General features: G+C 73.4%; 17 protein-coding genes. 10 read left to right on the top strand and 7 right to left on the bottom strand.

Going from position 1 to position 17,361, the window contains the following annotated elements; genetic code table 11:
• Nucleotides 1-114: 114 nt before the first annotated feature.
• The 4 genes from ABZ920_RS24650 to zapE all read right to left on the bottom strand — a co-directional run bounded on the left by ABZ920_RS24650 (nt 115) and on the right by zapE (nt 5,277).
• A complete protein-coding gene (locus ABZ920_RS24650) occupies nt 115-1,092 on the bottom strand; it encodes a slipin family protein (protein ID WP_361508865.1) in 978 nt (325 codons plus the stop codon).
• Between the two features lie 252 nt (nt 1,093-1,344).
• The gene (locus ABZ920_RS24645) at nt 1,345-2,802 is read right to left on the bottom strand and encodes a SulP family inorganic anion transporter (RefSeq protein WP_361508862.1); all 1,458 of its coding nucleotides are present in this window, start codon (nt 2,800-2,802) and stop codon (nt 1,345-1,347) included.
• A gap of 7 nt (nt 2,803-2,809) precedes the next feature.
• Complete coding sequence (locus tag ABZ920_RS24640) at nt 2,810-3,388, bottom strand: carbonic anhydrase (RefSeq protein WP_361508859.1); 579 nt, start codon at nt 3,386-3,388, stop codon at nt 2,810-2,812.
• A 779-nt stretch (nt 3,389-4,167) separates the two neighbouring features.
• A complete protein-coding gene (gene zapE, locus ABZ920_RS24635; RefSeq protein WP_361508856.1) occupies nt 4,168-5,277 on the bottom strand; it encodes a cell division protein ZapE in 1,110 nt (369 codons plus the stop codon).
• Nucleotides 5,278-5,314: 37 nt separating this feature from the next.
• On the opposite strand from zapE, the gene ABZ920_RS24630 reads away from it, so the two are divergent.
• The 9 genes from ABZ920_RS24630 to ABZ920_RS24590 all read left to right on the top strand — a co-directional run bounded on the left by ABZ920_RS24630 (nt 5,315) and on the right by ABZ920_RS24590 (nt 13,616).
• On the top strand, nt 5,315-6,151 hold the full coding sequence (locus tag ABZ920_RS24630; protein WP_361508853.1) for a pyrimidine reductase family protein: 837 nt from the start codon (nt 5,315-5,317) through the stop codon (nt 6,149-6,151).
• Between the two features lie 298 nt (nt 6,152-6,449).
• Nucleotides 6,450-6,923, top strand: coding sequence for an indole-3-glycerol phosphate synthase (locus tag ABZ920_RS24625; RefSeq protein ID WP_361508851.1), 474 nt, complete (start codon nt 6,450-6,452; stop codon nt 6,921-6,923).
• Between the two features lie 318 nt (nt 6,924-7,241).
• Entirely contained in the window at nt 7,242-8,630 is a 1,389-nt protein-coding gene (gene murC, locus ABZ920_RS24620) for a UDP-N-acetylmuramate--L-alanine ligase (RefSeq protein ID WP_361508848.1), read from the top strand.
• Nucleotides 8,631-8,645: 15 nt separating this feature from the next.
• Nucleotides 8,646-9,053, top strand: coding sequence for a peptide-methionine (R)-S-oxide reductase MsrB (gene msrB / locus ABZ920_RS24615; RefSeq protein ID WP_361508844.1), 408 nt, complete (start codon nt 8,646-8,648; stop codon nt 9,051-9,053).
• A gap of 136 nt (nt 9,054-9,189) precedes the next feature.
• Nucleotides 9,190-9,552: a DUF6479 family protein gene (locus ABZ920_RS24610; protein ID WP_361508841.1), complete on the top strand. Its 363-nt coding sequence runs from the start codon at nt 9,190-9,192 to the stop codon at nt 9,550-9,552.
• A gap of 214 nt (nt 9,553-9,766) precedes the next feature.
• Nucleotides 9,767-11,020, top strand: coding sequence for an ABC transporter ATP-binding protein (locus ABZ920_RS24605; RefSeq protein WP_361508838.1), 1,254 nt, complete (start codon nt 9,767-9,769; stop codon nt 11,018-11,020).
• A gap of 5 nt (nt 11,021-11,025) precedes the next feature.
• Nucleotides 11,026-11,742 carry an ABC transporter permease subunit gene (locus ABZ920_RS24600; protein WP_361508873.1) on the top strand — a complete coding sequence of 239 codons (717 nt, stop codon included), beginning with the start codon at nt 11,026-11,028 and terminating at the stop codon, nt 11,740-11,742.
• Nucleotides 11,739-12,407: an ABC transporter permease gene (locus tag ABZ920_RS24595; protein WP_361508835.1), complete on the top strand. Its 669-nt coding sequence runs from the start codon at nt 11,739-11,741 to the stop codon at nt 12,405-12,407. Before ABZ920_RS24600 ends, ABZ920_RS24595 begins: the two co-directional genes overlap by 4 nt.
• Nucleotides 12,408-12,644: 237 nt before the next feature.
• Nucleotides 12,645-13,616: an ABC transporter substrate-binding protein gene (locus ABZ920_RS24590; RefSeq protein WP_361508832.1), complete on the top strand. Its 972-nt coding sequence runs from the start codon at nt 12,645-12,647 to the stop codon at nt 13,614-13,616.
• Between the two features lie 133 nt (nt 13,617-13,749).
• Here the strand turns inward: ABZ920_RS24590 and ABZ920_RS24585 are convergent, their stop codons facing one another.
• Nucleotides 13,750-14,199, bottom strand: coding sequence for a DUF6114 domain-containing protein (locus tag ABZ920_RS24585; protein WP_361508829.1), 450 nt, complete (start codon nt 14,197-14,199; stop codon nt 13,750-13,752).
• A 4-nt stretch (nt 14,200-14,203) separates the two neighbouring features.
• Complete coding sequence (locus ABZ920_RS24580) at nt 14,204-14,911, bottom strand: DUF6230 family protein (protein WP_361508826.1); 708 nt, start codon at nt 14,909-14,911, stop codon at nt 14,204-14,206.
• 639 nt (nt 14,912-15,550) lie between these two features.
• Between ABZ920_RS24580 and ABZ920_RS24575 the strand changes: the two genes are divergently transcribed.
• A complete protein-coding gene (locus tag ABZ920_RS24575) occupies nt 15,551-16,204 on the top strand; it encodes a Tat pathway signal sequence domain protein (protein WP_361508823.1) in 654 nt (217 codons plus the stop codon).
• An 18-nt stretch (nt 16,205-16,222) separates the two neighbouring features.
• Here the strand turns inward: ABZ920_RS24575 and ABZ920_RS24570 are convergent, their stop codons facing one another.
• Nucleotides 16,223-17,203: a lytic polysaccharide monooxygenase gene (locus tag ABZ920_RS24570; protein WP_361508820.1), complete on the bottom strand. Its 981-nt coding sequence runs from the start codon at nt 17,201-17,203 to the stop codon at nt 16,223-16,225.
• Nucleotides 17,204-17,361: the final 158 nt, after the last annotated feature.

Here is a 17,361-nt window from a genome sequence, read left to right as displayed (position 1 = left end):
GGGGCGCCCGCGGGCGCCCCGCAGCGCGTCCGCCGCCGCGCGGGGGCGTCGCGCGCGGGCGCCGCACCGGGCGCGCCCGGTGCGGCGCCCGGCGAGTCCGGGCCGGGGCGGCGGTCAGGTCTCCGTGACGAGCCGCTCCCCGGCGGCCCGGGACGCCTCCGTGCCGAGGGTCTGCCCGGCCGGCCGGGGCGCTCCCACGCCGGCGGTCTGCCCGGCGGCGCCGCGCGGGTCCGGGTCCGCCGTCCGCTCGGGGGGCTGCTCGACCGCCCGTGGCGCGTCGCCGTCCGTGCCCGCCGTGTGCGCGACCGGCCGCGCGGTGCCCGGCTGGGCCGACTGCTGGACCTTGTCCACGAACCGCAGGAGCTCGACCGGGAAGGGCAGGACGAGGGTGGAGTTCTTCTCCGCGGCGACCGCCACCACCGTCTGCAGCAGCCGCAGTTGCAGCGCGGCGGGCGTGTCCGCCATCTGCTGGGCCGCCTCCGCCAGCTTCTTGGAGGCCTGCAGTTCGGCGTCCGCGTTGATGATGCGGGCCCGCCGCTCGCGGTCGGCCTCGGCCTGCCGGGCCATGGAGCGCTTCATCGTCTCCGGCAGGGAGACGTCCTTGATCTCCACGCGGTCGATCTGCACGCCCCAGCCCACGGCCGGGCTGTCGATCATCAGCTCCAGACCCTGGTTCATCTTCTCGCGGTTGGACAGCAGGTCGTCCAGGTCACTCTTGCCGATGATGGAGCGCAGGGAGGTCTGGGCCATCTGGGAGACGGCGAACCTGTAGTCCTCGACGCGGATCAGCGCGCTCGGCGGATCGACGACCTTGAAGTAGACGACGGCGTCCACGCGCACGGTCACGTTGTCCCGGGTGATGCCTTCCTGCGCGGGGATCGGCATCGTGACGATCTGCAGGTTGACCTTGTGCAGCTTGTCCACGAACGGGACGATCACCGTCAGACCGGGCGGACGCACCTCTCCGACGAGCCGCCCGAGCCGGAGCACCACTCCGCGTTCGTACTGCTTGACGATCCGCACCGCCGCCGCGGAGTACACCAGGCCCACGCAGACGAGGGCGATCACAGCGGACACCAGTATCTGAAGCATGACGACGACCCCTCGTCAGACTTTTTGCGCCTTTCACGGCAATGTCAACGATATGCCCGGTCCGACTTCGGGGTCGAGAGAGGCCGCCGCCTGTTCGCCGGGCCCGCGGCCGGCGGCTCACGGCGCCGGGGCCGGCGGCTCACGGGGCCGCGGTCGGCGGCTCACAGGCGTGCGGCCCCGGGGCCCGTGCGCCTGTCTCCCCGAGGGGAGGGAAGCACGGGCTCCTCGGCCCGGAGCGGGGGAGCGGACCCGTCAGGGTGCCGTGACCCGCACCGGATCGGTGCCGCCCGCGCTGTGCCGTTCGGCCCAGGTGTCCAGGGCCGTGCGGCAGGCGTGGTCCAGGTGGTGCAGCCCGGACAGGTCCAGCTCGACGGGCCGGTCCCGCGGAAGTGCCTCCAGGGTGTCGAGGATCTTCGGCAACCGCAGGAAGGTCGCGTTGCCCGACAGATACGCCCGCACCGGTCCCGCACCCTTGTCGACGACCTCCAGCTTGACGTGCGAGGCCTCCCAGGCGGTCTTGGCGACCGACAGCACCAGGCCGATCAGCACGCCCTCGAACATGTTCACAGCGACGATCGACACCGCCGTGGCCACCAGGATCAGCGCCTCGCCCCGGTGCGTCCGCCACAGCGACACGACCTGGCGGAACGGGATCAGCCTCCAGCCCGCGTGCACGAGGACGCCGGCGAGAGCGGGCAGCGGGATGAGCGCCAGCACGGACGGCAGGAGCGCGGCGAACAGCAGCAGCCACACGCCGTGCAGCACCCGCGAGGCCTTGGTGCGGGCACCGGCCTGGACGTTGGCGGAACTGCGGACGATCACGGCCGTCATCGGCAGCGCCCCGAGCAGGCCGCACACGGTGTTGCCCGCGCCCTGGGCCATCAGCTCCCTGTCGTACCGGGTGCGCGGCCCGTGGTGCAGCCGGTCCACCGCCGCGGCGCTGAACAGGCTCTCCGCCGAGGCGATGAGCGCGAAGGCGAGGACGGTGCCGGCGAACGCCGGGTCCGCCAGCTTCCCGAAGGCCTCGGCCCCGGGCGGCTGGACCGAGCCGAGCAGGCCCCGCACCTCCACCGTGGCGACCGGCAGGCTCAGGGCGAGTGAGGTGGCCGTGGCCAGGAGCACCGCGACGAGGGCGCCCGGCACCGCCCGCGCGCGCCGGGGGGTCCGCCGCCACAGCACCATCACGGCGACGGTGCCCGCGCCGACCGCGAGCGAGGCGAGGGCCGTGGTGCTGCCGAGAGCGTCGACGACGGCCCCCGGCAGCCCGGCGATCTTGTCCAGGCCGGAGGCGGGGGCCTTCAGGCCCGCCGCCGCGTACACCTGGCCCGCGATGATGACCAGCCCGATGCCGGCCAGCATGCCCTCGACGACGGATGTCGAGATGGCCCGGAACCAGCGCCCCCATCGCAGGGCGCCCATGACCAGCTGGAGCAGTCCGGCGGCCAGCACGATCACGCCCAGGGCCGGCAGCCCGAACTGCCGGACGGCCTCGAGGACCAGCACGGTCAGTCCCGCTGCGGGGCCCGACACCTGCAGGCTGCTGCCCGGCAGCATCCCGGTGACGAGCCCGCCCACGATGCCGGTGACCAGGCCCAGTTCGGCCGGGACGCCGGAGGCGACGGCCACACCGACGCACAGCGGCAACGCGACCAGGAAGACGACGACGGAGGCGGCCACGTCCTGCCGCAGGTGAGGGAACCGGGTGTTCACGGCGCCCTCACAGGGCCGTGAAGGTGTCGGTGTGCGGGCGGTGCGCCAGCACGGTGCCGGTGTGCACCTCGTAGTACCAGGCGTGCAGGCCGAGCCGTCCGTCCGCGAGCCCGCCGGCCACGCACGGGTACGAGCGCAGCCTCAGCAGCTGCGTCAGCACGTGGTTCTGGACGCCCTCGGCGACGGCGGGGTCCTCGGCGGTGCCGGCGGGCCGGGGAGTGGCGTGCGCGAGCCAGTCGCGCACGGCGGGCACGGCGTCCAGGTCCTCGCCGCGGACCAGGGCGCCGACCGCGCCGCAGTGCGAGTGGCCGCAGACGACGACGTCGCGCACGCCGAGCACCTCGACGGCGTACTCGACGGTCGCCGCCTCGCCGCTGGGCCGGCCCGGGGCGTACGGCGGCACGATGTTGCCCGCGGTGCGCAGCTCGAAGAGCTCGCCGGGGCGGGCGCCCGTGATCAGGGCCGGGACGACCCGGGAGTCGGAGCAGGTGATGAACAGGACGTCGGGGGACTGGCCTTCGGCGAGCCGGGCGAACTCCTCGGGGCGCCGGCCGAACGCGCGGGCGTTGTCGATGAGGGGCTGCATGGGGATTCCTCCTGGCGCGCCGTGAGGGCGCGTCGGACGTGCACGACAGGGTGGGGGGAATCGCTCTGCCCGTCGGCAGAACCGCTTCGCCGGTCAGCAGCGGAAGACTTGCAGCGCGGGCGGGGTGCGGTCGGCCGGGGGTCTCGACGTGCGGGAGGGCTCGGCGCCGGGCGCGGACGCCTCGTGGGCGGCCGTGTCGTCCCGCGCCGGCGCGGGGGGCTGGGATGCCGCCGCGGCACAGGCGGCGGCGCGGTGCCGGTCACGGACGCGCAGGGGGCCGGGCGGAGCGCCGGCCGGTGCGCAGTCGCGGACGGAGGCCGTCTCGTCGCGCAGGAGCGTACCGGGCGGCATGATTCCGGTCCCGGTTCTGGCCTCGGCGTGACGGACCGTATGCGCAGTTGCGAAGGGCGCAGCCGACGTCAGGAGGGGGAGGGCCAGCAGCACCGCGCAGAGCAGCGCGAACGCGGTCCTGGCCGTCGTACCTCGGAACATGCGCCTCCCCCCGCACCGTTGGTATCTCTGGTAATCGCCAATGACTGGTCAAAGGCTGGTCAAGAAACACGGTAGCCCGGCGGAGCCCTTTGCAGGGCCAACTCCACCCTCAGGGCTGAAAAGGCCTCAAAAGCGAGGGTGCGTTGGCGCGATTGCGCTTCCTGATGCCGACATTCCGGTCGGGTGGGAGGAGGTCCGGGCCGGACGCCGGTGCGGAGCCGGCCGAAGGCCGGTGAAGGGCCCGCCGGCGGCCGGTGGGGGTCCGTGCGCAGGCGGGTGACGGACCGTCAGCCGTGCTCGACGAGTCCCTTGGCGTCCCGCGCCAGCGCGGTGAGACGCGAGATCGCGCGGAAGTACTTCTTGCGGTAGCCGCCGTTCAGCATCTCCTCGCTGAACAGCCGGTCGAAGGGCACGCCCGAGGCCAGCACGGGCACCTCGCGGTCGTAGAGCCGGTCCGCGAGCACGACGAGGCGGAGCGCCGTCGACTGGTCCGGCACCGGGCCGACGTCCGTGAGGCACACCGCGCGGATCCCGTCGGTCAGCGCGCCGTACCGGCTCGGGTGGACCTTGGCGAGGTGCCGCAGCAGATGCGGGAAGTCGTCCAGCGAGGCGCCCTCGGTGGCGTACGCCGCCTTGGTCACCTGCTCCTCGGAGTACGGCGCCGGCGCCTCGGGGAGGCCGCGGTGGCGGTAGTCCTCACCGTCGATGCGCAGGGTGCGGAAGTGGGCGGACAGCCCCTGGATCTCCCGCAGGAAGTCGGCGGCCGCGAAGCGCCCCTCGCCCAGCTTGCCCGGCAGCGTGTTGGAGGTGGCCGCCAGGGCGACGCCCGCGTCGACCAGCCTGCCCAGCAGGGTCGAGACGAGGACGGTGTCACCGGGGTCGTCGAGTTCGAACTCGTCGATGCACAGCAGGCGGTGACCGGAGAGGGTCTCGACCGCCTTCTGGAAGCCCAGGGCGCCCACCAGGTTCGTCAGCTCGACGAACGTGCCGAACGCCTTGCGCGCGGGCTCGGCCGGGGTGGCGTGCCACAGGGAGGCCAGCAGGTGGGTCTTGCCGACGCCGTAGCCGCCGTCGAGGTAGACGCCGCGCGGCCCGGCCGGCTTCGCGGCCCTCGCCCTGCTCCGGCCGAAGCCGAAGAAGCCCCGCCTGCCGGAACCGGCGGCCGCGGCGCCGTCGAGCCCGGCGGCGAAGTCGTCGAGGACCTGCACGGCCTCGCTCTGGCTGGGCTGCTTCGGGTCGGGGATGTACGTGGCGAAGCGCACCGCGTCGAAGCGCGGCGGCGGCACCATCTCGGCGACCAGGCGGTCCGCGGGGACGTGCGGCTCGCGGGCGCACAGGGACAGCGGGCCCCCGTCGGTGAGGTTGCTGAGCCCGGAGGCGGCGGAGGAGGACGACACGGTTCCCCAGCTTAAGCGGCGTGGAACACTGCTCGGCATGCGACGCCTGTTCCCTGTGACCGACGAGACAGCAGCCCCGGCCCCCGACGGGACGGAAGGGACCACCGGGACGGACGCGCCCGGCGCCGGACCGGTGGACCGCGAGTGGTCCCTCGCCGAGCTGGCCGCCGCCTACGCCTACCCGGAGCCGGGGCCCGGAGGCGGGGGCCGGCGGCCCTGGCTGCGCGCCAACATGGTCGCCACGCTCGACGGCGCGGCGCAGCACGAGGGGCACTCGCAGCCGATCTCCAGCGCCGCCGACATGCGGGTCTTCGGCACGCTGCGGGCGCTGGCCGACGTGGTGGTCGTCGGCGCGGAGACCGTACGCCAGGAGGGGTACCGCCCGGCCCGCGCGCGCAAGGAGTTCGCCGCGCTGCGGGCGGGGGCCGGGCAGGGGCCGGCTCCGGCGATCGCGGTCGTCAGCGCGAGCCTGGAGCTGGACTTCTCGCTGCCGCTGTTCACCTCGCCGCTGGTGCCCACGCTGATCCTGACCGGCGCCGCGGCGGCCCCGGACCGCGTGGCCGCGGCGGAGAAGGCGGGCGCCGGGGTGGTGGTCGCCGGTGACGGGGTCGGTGTCGACCCCGCCCGCGCCGTGCGGGCGCTGGCCGAGCGCGGCCACACCCGGCTGCTGACCGAGGGCGGCCCGCGGCTGCTGGGCCAGATGGTGGCGGCCGGGGTGCTGGACGAGCTGTGCCTGACCGTGTCCCCGATGCTCACGGCGGGGGACGCGCAGCGCATCGCCGGCGGGCCGCGGATCGCGGTGCCGCGGCGGTTCGCCCTCGCGTCGTTGCTCGAGGAGGACGGATTCCTGTTCAGCCGGTACGTGCGGGCCTGACCGGGAACGGTTCCGGGGGAGGCGCTGCGTGGCCGGGCGGCGGTGGGCGGCCGCACCGGGGTCCGCGGCCGCCGGTCCGTGGCCCGCGGCCGCCTCCCGGAGATGCGCGGCCATCCGCCCGGACGGCTGGGGCGCCTCGACCGAGATCAACGGAATTGATCCTTCCGGTCGGTCCGCGCCGGACACACTGAATCCCGGCCGTACCTGTGCGATCACGGGGCAGGATGGTTTCCGCAGGGGCCGGCACGGCCCACGGAGGACAGAGGGCCGACAGCCCTCGGAGGAGAAGGGGCGCCTGGTGTTCACAAGCGTTTTGATGATCGAGAAGGCGCTGACGTCCGCCGACGTGGAGTTCGTCACGAGCCTGCACGGCGAGGAGCCGGTCTCCTTCCACGTCCTGCTCCAGCCGCGCGGCGACCAGGCGGACCGGCTGCTGCGGGCCATCGACGACATCGCGCTCGGCGAGATCGACGAGGCGGCGCGGGAGGGGGAGACCCCGGAGGGCGAGGACGCGAAGGAGCTCGGCGAGCGGGCCCTGGAGGTGTCCCTGAAGGCGCTGCGCGGGGCGGGCGGCGGGGCGGAGGGGCGGCTGGTCGAGGACCATCCGCTGGACGCGCTGAAGGCGCTCGTCGACGAGGTGCGTGCCGACGAGGTGATCGTCCTGACCGATCCGCACTACGTGGAGGAGTTCTTCCACCGGGACTGGGCGTCGCGAGCGCGGCACAAGGTGGGGGTGCCGGTGTTGAAGCTCTTCTCGCACAGCAAGGCGTAGGCGCTCCGCTGGGGGTGGGGGGTGTTGCGCAGTTCCCCGCGCCCCTTCCGGGGTGGTGTGGGGTTTCGGGGTGTTTCCGGGTGCGGGTCGGTGGGGGCGGGGCGCGCAGTTCCTCGCGCCCCTTTGGGGTGGTCTGCGGTGATCGCCGTTTCCCGGTGCGGGTGGTCCTCGTGCCCCTGGGAGGGGGTCGCGTTGTTCGGGCCGTGGTGTTGCGGGGGCGTGCCTCGCACGGGGGTGGGGGCGTACGGAATATAGGCTGAGGGCGCTCTCCCGCGGGAGGGCATGATCGTCGACGTACGGACCCCTGGAGAGAGACACATGGCAGCCGGCCTTCCCACCGCCATGGACCGACCGCACTTCATCGGCATCGGCGGCGCCGGAATGTCGGGCATCGCCAAGATCCTCGCGCAGCGCGGCGCCAAGGTGGCGGGCAGCGACGCGAAGGAGTCCACGACCGCCGAGGCCCTGCGCGCCCTGGGTGCGACCGTGCACATCGGCCACGCGGCCGGGCACCTCGCCGACGACGCGAGCTGCGTGGTCGTCTCCTCGGCCATCCGCGCGGACAACCCCGAGCTGGCCCGCGCGGCCGAGCTGGGCATCCCCGTCGTGCACCGCTCCGACGCACTCGCCGCCCTGATGGAGGGCCTGCGCCCGATCGCGGTGGCCGGCACGCACGGCAAGACCACCACCACCTCGATGCTGGCGGTCTCGCTCAGCGCGCTCGGCCGGCAGCCGTCGTACGCCATCGGCGGCGACCTGGACGCCCCGGGGTCCAACGCGCTGCACGGCGAGGGCGACATCTTCGTCGCCGAGGCCGACGAGTCCGACCGCAGCTTCCACAAGTACGCGCCCGAGGTCGCCGTCGTCCTCAACGTCGAGCTCGACCACCATGCCAACTACGCCTCGATGGACGAGATCTACGAGTCCTTCGAGACCTTCGCGGGCCGGATCGTGCCCGGCGGCACGCTGGTGATCAACGCCGACCACGAGGGCGCCCGGGAACTGACCCGCCGGCTGGCCGGGACGGTGCGGACCGTGACGTACGGCGAGGCCGAGGACGCCGACGTGCGGGTCCTGTCGGTGCTGCCGCAGGGCCTGAAGAGCGAGGTCACCATCCTGCTGGACGGCAGGGAGCTCACCTTCGCGGTCTCCGTCCCGGGCCGGCACTACGCGCACAACGCCGTCGCCGCGCTGGTCGCGGGCGTGGCCCTGGGCGTGGCCGCCGAGGACCTCGCCCTTGCGCTGGCCGCCTACACCGGCGTCAAGCGGCGCCTGCAGCTCAAGGGTGAGGCGGCCGGCGTCCAGGTGATCGACTCCTACGCGCACCACCCCACCGAGATGACGGCCGACCTCGAGGCGATGCGCGCCGCCGCGGGTGACGCCCGGATCCTGGTCGTCTTCCAGCCCCACCTGTTCTCCCGCACCCAGGAACTGGGCAAGGAGATGGGCGGGGCACTGGCTCTCGCGGACTGCTCGGTCGTCCTCGACATCTACCCGGCCCGCGAGGACCCGATCCCCGGCGTCACCAGCGAGCTGATCGTCGAGGCGGCCCGGGCGGCGGACGCGGACGTCACGGCGGTCCACGACAAGGCCGAGGTGCCGGACGTGGTCGCGGGAATGGCGAAGGCCGGTGATCTCGTTCTCACCATGGGCGCGGGCGACGTCACCGACCTCGGACCGCGCATCCTGGACCGTCTGTCGAAGTGAGGGGCTGAGGACCGCATGTCCTACGACGTCGAGAAGCCGGACGAGCAGTGGCGGGCCGAGCTGACCCCGGCCGAGTACGCGGTGCTGCGTCAGGCCGCCACGGAGCCCGCCTTCACCGGTGAGTACACCGACACCAGGACCACGGGTGTCTACTCCTGTCGGGCCTGTGGCACAGAACTGTTCACCTCGGACACCAAGTTCGAGTCGCACTGCGGCTGGCCGTCCTTCTACGACCCGAAGGACACCGACGCGGTCGAACTGGTCGAGGACCGCTCCCACGGGATGGTGCGCACCGAGGTGCGGTGCGCCCGCTGCGGTTCACACCTCGGGCACGTGTTCGAGGGAGAGGGGTATCCCACCCCCACCGACCAGCGGTACTGCATCAACAGCATCTCCCTCCGGCTGGCGCCCGCGGGGGAGTAGGCGCCCGGCCGGGGCCGCCGGCCGCCTCGCGGCGTCCACCTTGCGACGATCGGACACAGTGGGACACTGTCTGACATGGGTGACGATTCGGACGTCACTGGCAGTTTTCGCTTCCGCAGAGGCGGGTGGGAAGAAGATGGACACAGCGTCCGGCGTCGTACTCGCGTCGCCGTCCTGGGGCGCCCTCGGCGCCTTCATCCTCGGACTCGTCGTCGTGGTCGGTGGTCTGGTGTGGGCCGTCTGGATCGGTATCCGCGTGATGCGCCGTGAGCCGTCGCGGCCCAGGGAACTCGAGCAGCCGCACCTGCCGGTGACCGGCGCGATCCACGAAGTCCGGGAGGTCCGGGAGCCGGACGAGGTGCACTGCGACGACGGGGTACGGCTCATGCCCTACGAGATCCACCGGGCGAGCACCCGGCGCAGCAACGACCAGCACCGCCAACGCTGGAGTCCGGGCGGCAGCGGCTCCTTCGGCAGTGGCGGGCCCGGCGCGACCTGACGCACCGGCCGGGCGACCGCACCCGTGCGGGGCGGGGCCTTCGGGCCCGCCCCGTTTCTTTCTGCGTCCGGGTCCGCGGTCGCGGCCGCGGACCGCACCGCGTGTCGGCCACGACGGTCCCCGGCAGGCAGGGTCTAGACTCATTCGGTCACGGCCCGTGGCGCCGTGGCCCGAAGTCCGCAACTGCTGCCAAACCCGAAGGGTGCCCGGCCTCTTGATACGGATGGAATCAGTCACCAAGCGGTACGCGGACGGCACGGTGGCGGTCGACCGGCTGTCGCTGGAGATACCGGACCGCTCGATCACCGTCCTGGTGGGGCCGTCAGGCTGCGGCAAGACCACCACCCTGCGCATGATCAACCGGATGGTCGAACCGAGCGAGGGAACGGTCCTCCTCGACGGCGCCGACATCCAGCAGCAGCCCGTCGACTCCCTGCGCAGGTCGATGGGCTACGTCATCCAGAACGCCGGGCTGTTCCCGCACCGCACCATCGTCGACAACATCGCCACGGTGCCCCGCCTGCTCGGCTGGAGCAAGCAGCGGGCCCGGTCCCGGGCGGCCGAGCTGATGGAACGCGTCGGACTGGACGCCTCGCTCGCCAGGCGCTACCCGTACCAGCTCTCCGGCGGCCAGCAGCAGCGCGTCGGCGTGGCCCGGGCGCTCGCCGCGGACCCGCCGGTCCTGCTCATGGACGAGCCGTTCTCGGCCGTCGACCCGGTGGTGCGCAAGGGGCTCCAGGACGAGCTGCTGAAGATCCAGGAGGAGTTGGGCAAGACCATCGTCTTCGTCACCCACGACATCGACGAGGCCGTCAAGCTGGGCACCAGGGTCGCCGTCCTGCGCACCGGGGGCCGGCTCGCCCAGTTCGCCCCGCCCGCCGAACTGCTGTCCGCCCCCGCGGACGCGTTCGTCGAGGACTTCCTGGGCACCGACCGCGGCATCCGCCGGCTCTCCTTCTTCACCTCCGACCGGCTCGAGCCGGATCCGGCCCCGGTCGTCGCCGCGGACGCCACCGCCGAGCAGATCGCCGCCGTCCGCGCCACCGCGGGCGCGCCCCACCTCCTGGTCACGGACTCCGCCGGCAGGCCCCTCGGCTGGAGCGAGCCGGAAGAGCTGACCGCCGGACAGGTGGACCCGGCCCGACTGGTGCCCCACGGGCGGCCGTTCCGGTACGGCACGGAACCGCTGCGGGCCGCACTGGACTGCGCCGTGCTCTCGCCCACCGGCTGGGCGGTCGCCGTGGACGCCGACGGGCGGACGGTCGGCGTCGTCTCGCAGCAGGCCATCGCGGAGGCGATCCGCAGCGCCCACGCCGAGGACCGCGCCCGGGAGGGCGCGCCGGCCGGCGGCGGGGCCGACGTCGGGGGAGGTGCCCGCAGCGCGGGACGCGCCGGGGAACGCGCTGAGGGAGGCGCCGCCGGACCCGCCCCCGCCGAGGAGGGCGCCGACGCCGAGGTCGCCGGGTGAACGGCGTGGACGGCTTCTTCGACATCCCGAGCGACCTCCAGCACAGCTGGCTCGGACTGGTCGGCCTCCACCTGCGCGAGGCGCTGCTGCCGGTCCTCGCCGGGCTGGTGGTGGCCCTGCCCCTCGGTCAGCTCTGCGTGCGCTTCCGCCGGCTGTACCCGCCCGTGCTGGGTCTGACGACCGTGCTGTACGCCGTCCCCTCGCTGGCGTTCTTCGTCGTCCTCATCGACTACACCGGCCAGACCGAGCTCACCGTGATGATCCCGCTCGCCGTCTACAGCCTGGTCGTCCTCGTCCCCGCGATCGTCGACGGGGTCCGCTCGGTCCCGCAGGAGACGCTCGCCGCCGCCACGGCGATGGGCTTCGGGCCCGTGCGGCGCTACGTGCAGGTGCAGCTGCCGATCGCCGTGCCCGCCATCATCGCGGGACTGCGGGTGGCCGCCGTCTCCAGCATCAGCCTCGTCAGTGTCGGCATGCTCATCGGCAACCAGGGCGCGCTGGGGAACCTGCTCTACGACGCCAACCAGTACCACCGGCCCGAACTCGCGGTGAACTCCGTGGTGACCACGGCGGTGCTGGCCGTCCTCGTCGACGCCGTACTGATCCTGCTGCGCCTGCTGCTGACCCCGTGGATGCCGCGCGGCACCCGGCGCGGCAGGCCGGCCGCCGGCGAGGTCCGGCCCGAACCGGCCGCCGCTGCCCTGGAGGACGTCGCCCGGTGAACGTACTGCACTTCGTCAGCGCCTTCTTCAGCGACGGTGCCCACTGGCACGGCTACGACGGCATCCCGGCCCGGATGGCCGAGCACCTGCGCTACTGCGTGATCGCGCTCGGCCTCGCCGCCGCCGTCGCCCTGCCGGCCGGTCTGCTCACCGGCCACTACGGGCGCGGCGGCAACACCGTGGCGCTGATCGCCACCGCCGGGCGGGCCCTGCCGAGCTTCGGCCTGCTGGTGCTGATGTTCATCGTCTTCGGGTTCGGTCTGCTGCCGGTCATGGTCCCGCTCGTCGTCCTCGCCGTACCGCCGATCCTGGTGACCACGTACGAGGCGGTGCGCTCCGTCGACCCCTCGCCGGTGGACGCCGCACGCGGAATGGGGATGGGTGAGTTCCGGGTCCTGTTCCGGGTCGAACTGCCGGTCGCGCTCCCGCTCATCCTCAGCGGCCTGCGCTCGGCGGCCATCCAGATCGTCTCGACGGCCACCATCGCCGCGTACGTCAGTCTGGGCGGCCTCGGCCGGTACATCATCGACGGCCTCTACCAGCGCGACTACGAGAAGGTCGTCGGCGGCGCCACGCTGGTCGCCGTGCTGGCGCTGGCGACGCTCGCGGTGTTCTGGGCGACCGCCCGGATCGCGGTGTCGCCGGGGGTGCGCCGGAGCGGCTGACACCCGCGGCGCCCCCGCCCGGCGCGGGTCCGCTCGCCCGGTGCCCGTCAAGGCGGCGCGTCGCACCGCCGCCGGATCCGCACAACCAGCCCTGCTCCGCGCCCGATCGGTGACCCGGCCGGGCTTGACGGGGGCAGAACCGGCTGGATTGGATCGAGGACGTACGGTGCCCGCACGCGCGCACTCCTGTCCATGCCACTCTGCTCATCCGCCCCTCTGAGTCCGGAAACGGGAATCGTGACTTCCAACGCGAAGAGCACCAGGTCCAGCACGAGACACTACGGCCCGGCCGCCGTCGCCCTGGCCGCCACGGCGGCGCTGACCGCCGTGTGCGCCGGCTGTTCGTCGTCCTCCGGCGGCGGCTCCGGCAACCCGCTCGCGGAGGGCGGGGGCGACGGCGGCACCGTCGTCGTCGGCTCCAACAACTTCGCCGAGAGCACCCTGCTCGCGGACATCTACGGCGAGGCCCTGAAGGCCAAGGGCGTCAAGGTCACCTACAAGCCCAACATCGGCAGCCGCGAGACCACCTACGGCCTGCTCCAGAACGGCACGATCACGGTGCTGCCCGAGTACAACGGCTCGCTGCTGGCGTACCTCGACAAGAAGGCCGCGCCGAAGAGCCTCGCCGACACGACGGCCGCCATCAAGGCCAAGCTGGACACCGAGCTGACCCTGCTGGAGCCGTCGCCCGCGCAGGACAAGGACTCCGTCACCGTCAACGCGCAGACGGCCCGGAAGTACGGGCTCACCGGGAAGTCGTCCATCGCCGACCTCGAGCCGTTCGCCAAGGACCTGGTCATCGGCGGGTCCCCGGAGTTCCAGACCCGGCACCAGGGACTCACCGGCCTGAAGTCGGTCTACGGGCTCCAGTTCAAGTCCTTCAAGGCGCTCGACGCGGGCGGTCCGCTGACGCAGACGGCGCTGAAGAACAACACCGTGCAGGTCGCGGACGTCTTCACGACGGACCCGACCATCACAAAGGAGAAGTTCGTGGTCCTCCAGGACCCGCAGAACCTCTTCGGGTTCGCCAACGTGCAGCCGCTCGTCCGCAAGTCCGGCCTGCCGCAGAAGGGCGTGGACGCGCTCAACGCGGTCTCGGCCAAGCTGGACACGGCCACCCTGCTGGAGCTCGACACCCAGGTGCAGTTGCAGAAGAAGGACCCGCTGGACGTCGCCAGGGCCTGGCTGAAGTCCGCCGGCCTCGACTGACGCACGGCCGCACGGCTGACGCACAGTTGACGGACCAAGCCGTACCGCCGGTGGCCGCACCCGTGGGGCCACCGGCGCGGCCGTCCTCGGGGTCGCCTCCTCGTCCTCTCCTTCGTCTCCTGAAGTGCCCCGGTCAGCCGGTCGGAGCCGGCCGGCCGGCCTCCGCGCGGCGCTCCCGCCGCCCGGGGCGCGGCTCCTGGTCGGGGAGCCAGCCGAACGTGAGGCAGCTTCCGGTCACCCCGAGGAGGAGGCCGACGAAGAAGCCGCCCAGGTTGGAGGTGACCCAGCTGCCGAGGGAGAGCAGCACGCCGGTGAGGGAGTAGAAGAGCCGCTGGGCCGGGCTGAAGAGGGTCAGCAGACCGCACAGGACCATCAGCGTGGGCAGCAGGTAGCCGGCCAGACCCTGCATGCCGATGTGCAGGACCACTTTCAGCGACGCCTTCTCGGTGAGCAGGATCTCCGCCCCGCCCAGGGTGAGCAGCAGCCCGCCCCAGAAGGGACGGCGGGCCCGCCACCGGCGGAAGGTGCTCCGCGGTCCCGGGCGGGGCGCGCCCGGGGTCTCGTGCGGTACGGCGTCCGGCATGTGTTCAGCAGCCCGTCTCGCTGAAGCCCAGCTTCAGCCCGGGCAGCTCGAACACCCCGGCCGTCGTGGCGTAGTTGGTCTGCCTGAGGTCGGCGATGTGCACGGTGTCGGCCTGCTGGCTGAACACGCCCTTGGGGCCCTGCACCCCGGCCTTCGTCAGCGTGCTCGCGTCGTTGCCGATCTCGATGTTGTCGAACGAGGCGTTGCCCGACAGTTCCGTCGAGTCGGTCGTGAGGTCGGTCGCCCGCACCTTGTTCCTGCCGCTGCCCGCCCTGATGACCAGGTTCGTGCCGCCGAGGTCGACGCTCTGGCACAGCTTGGTGAGCGTGGCGCGCTTGATCGCGGAGGTCACGACCAGCACCTGGCCGCCGGTGTCGCCCGCGTTGGGGCTGTCCTCGGCCATGTTGTCCAGTGAGCCGAACTGCTCGAATCCGGTGCCGTTCAGCTCGGTGGCGGTCACCGTGAAGGGCATCCCGGAGATCGCGAACTGCACGCCCAGCGCGCCCTGCGCGGTGAGGACCGCCAGACCCGCGGCGACGAGGGTGGCCGGCACCGCCAGGACCGCGGCGCGGCGCAGCCGGACCCGGCCGCCCCTGTCCGCGGCGCGAACGGCCCCGGCGGTGGCCGCTTCGGGCGTTTCGGCGGGGTGAGCGCTTTCGGGTCTTTCGGGGGTGTTGCCGGCGGACGGGGTGACGTCCGAGGACGAGGCCATGTCTGCTCCCAGGCATAGTCAATGCTGATCGGGTTCAGGGGCTCGTTGTCCTGGCGCGGACAGCGGCTGCGGCGCACGCCCCTCGCGCCTCCCGGAGGGCGCAAGGGCTTTCTCGTTACGCGACGGTAACTCCGAGCGAAGTTACCGGGGGTTACATTCAGGGGTCAAGGTGTGCGTGAAAGAAAGGTGCGGAGTGTGCGCCGGCTGTGGCGACGCCTGCCACGGGCGGCCTGACGGAGGATCAGCGGGCCTGGCTCTCTTCGGTCCGCCGCCTTGACGCTGGTTGAATCCCGGGTCTACAACTCTGCCTGTCTCCCGGATCCGTGGCGCCGGATCCGCACCGCCGCGCGGCCCGGCCGCGCGTCCTTCCCGGATTCCTCCGTCCCGCGGCGCGCTCCCGCACGGCGCCGCGCTCGCATCCCGTGATCAGCGCCGCACCGGTGTGAAGCGTCCCGCACGGACCGCCGCGCACCGGATCTCCCTTCGGCCCGGCCCGGCCGGAGGCCCTTCCCCCGGGCCCCCGGCCGGTCACCGGCAGGCCGCCGTTCCCCGCTCGCCGCGTACGGAGAAGGCGTGACGGCGGGCGGCGGCGGTCACCCGACGGCACCTCCTGACCCCACTTCAGAAAGAGGTTCCCGCATGCGTACGCGCCCCGTCCTCACCCTGGCCGCCGCTGCCGCCGCGCTCTCGCTGCCGGCCGTCGCCCCGGCCGCCGCGGCCGCCGGCCCGGTGCTCACCACCGGCGGCCCCGGCGGAACCCCCGTCGCCGTCGGCGACGTCCTCACCGCCTCCCTGGCCGGCGGCACCCGTGCCACGTTCTACTCCAGCGCGACGGAGACCAGCGGGGTGTCCTGCGGCTCGTCGGCGTTCACCGCCACCGTCACCGACAACCCCGCCGCACCCGGCACCGCGACGGAGTCGCTGACCGGGCACTCCTTCGACAGCGCCGGCTGCAGCAGCAACGTCACCGGTGTGCTCGGCGTCAACGGCATCACGGTGGACAACCTGCCGTACACCACCACCGTCGCCTCGGACGGCACCCTGACCGTGACACCGGCGAGCGGCTCGACCATCCAGACGACGGTCAGGCTGCGCACCCTGCTGGGCAGCGTCACCTGCGTCTACCGCGCCCCGAGCATGAGCGGCCGGGCCGACAACGCCGACAACAGCATCAGCTTCACCAACCAGCAGTTCACGAAGGTCTCCGGCTCGTCGCTGTGCTTCGCCAACGGCTACTTCACCGCGAAGTACGCGCCGGTGACCGACGCGGGCGCCACCGTCTACGTCAACTGACGCAGCCGGCCGGCGGGTTCAGCGCCGGCGCAGGCGCAGGACCAGGGCGGCGCCCCCGGTGAGCACCAGCACCGCCGCGGCGCCGCCCGCCAGCACCGGCGTGGCGGGCCCCGATCCGGTGCCGTCGGCCGTGGCGGCCACCGGCCTGCTGCCGGCGACCGCGTCCCCGGTCCGCTCCGTGCCCGTCCCGGACGGGCGCCCGGCGGGCGCCGTGGTGCGGCCGTCGGTGGCCGAGGGGCTCGCGCCGTCCGGCGCCGGCCGTGCGGAGGCACTGCTCGCCGGTCCGCTGCCGCTGGACGGTGCCTTCGCGGCGCCGCCCGCCGTCTCCCGCCCACCGCCACCCGCCGCGGCCGGCTCCGGGAACACCACATCCGAGCAGGAGTAGTACGTGTCCGGGGTTCTGCTGTTCTGCCAGACGGTGAACAGCACATGGCGGCCGGTCCGGTCGGCGGGGAGCGTGGCCCTCAGGTGGTAGGCGCCGCGCGTCAGCGGCGGGTCCGTCACCTCGGCGAAGGGCCGGGCCGGCAGGTCCGACCAGGTCAGCGGCTTCGCCGGATCGTAGCCGGGCTTGGTCAGATAGAGCCTGAACGTGCCCTCGTGGGGGATCGTGGAGGCGTAGGTCAGGGTGAGCCCCGCCCCCGGCGCGAGACGGGTCGACGGCCAGTCGGCGCGGGGGAGGTCGAGGCCCCGGTAGGCGGGCAGGCCGCCGCTGCACAGCCGGCCGTCCGGAATCACCTCGCGGTCCCGGCCGCGGACGCCGGCGACCCGCAGGTTGTCCCAGGCCGTGAACGGGCCGCCGTTCGCGGCGACGGCCGCCCGGCAGGCCGCCGACCGGGCGGCACCGCCCCCGTCGGGTGAGCAGGCCACCACGCGGCTGACCGGGTCCGTCGGCGCGCCGTGCGCCCGGGCGGGTCCCGCCGCACAAAGCGTGAGCAGGGCCGACGCCGCCACGGCGGCACCGGTGACCCTCAGGGGCGCGGTCGTCCGGGTCCGGGTCATCCGCAACGTCTCCTCGGCGGGCGCGGGAACGGGTGTGCTCCGTGCAGTACGGGCAAGAGGCGCCGGGCGTTCAACGGGAGCGTCCCGGCGGCGCCCGCCCGGCCGGGGACGACGGCGTCAGCCGCCGAACGCCGAGGACGCCGGTCTCCGCCGCCGAG

This window comes from Streptomyces sp. NPDC046831 (genome assembly GCF_040645305.1).
In the GTDB taxonomy this organism is placed as follows: Bacteria; Actinomycetota; Actinomycetes; order Streptomycetales; family Streptomycetaceae; genus Streptomyces.
The sequence above is the reverse complement of the archived record's forward strand: the minus strand, read 5'-3'. Positions and strand labels throughout refer to the sequence as shown.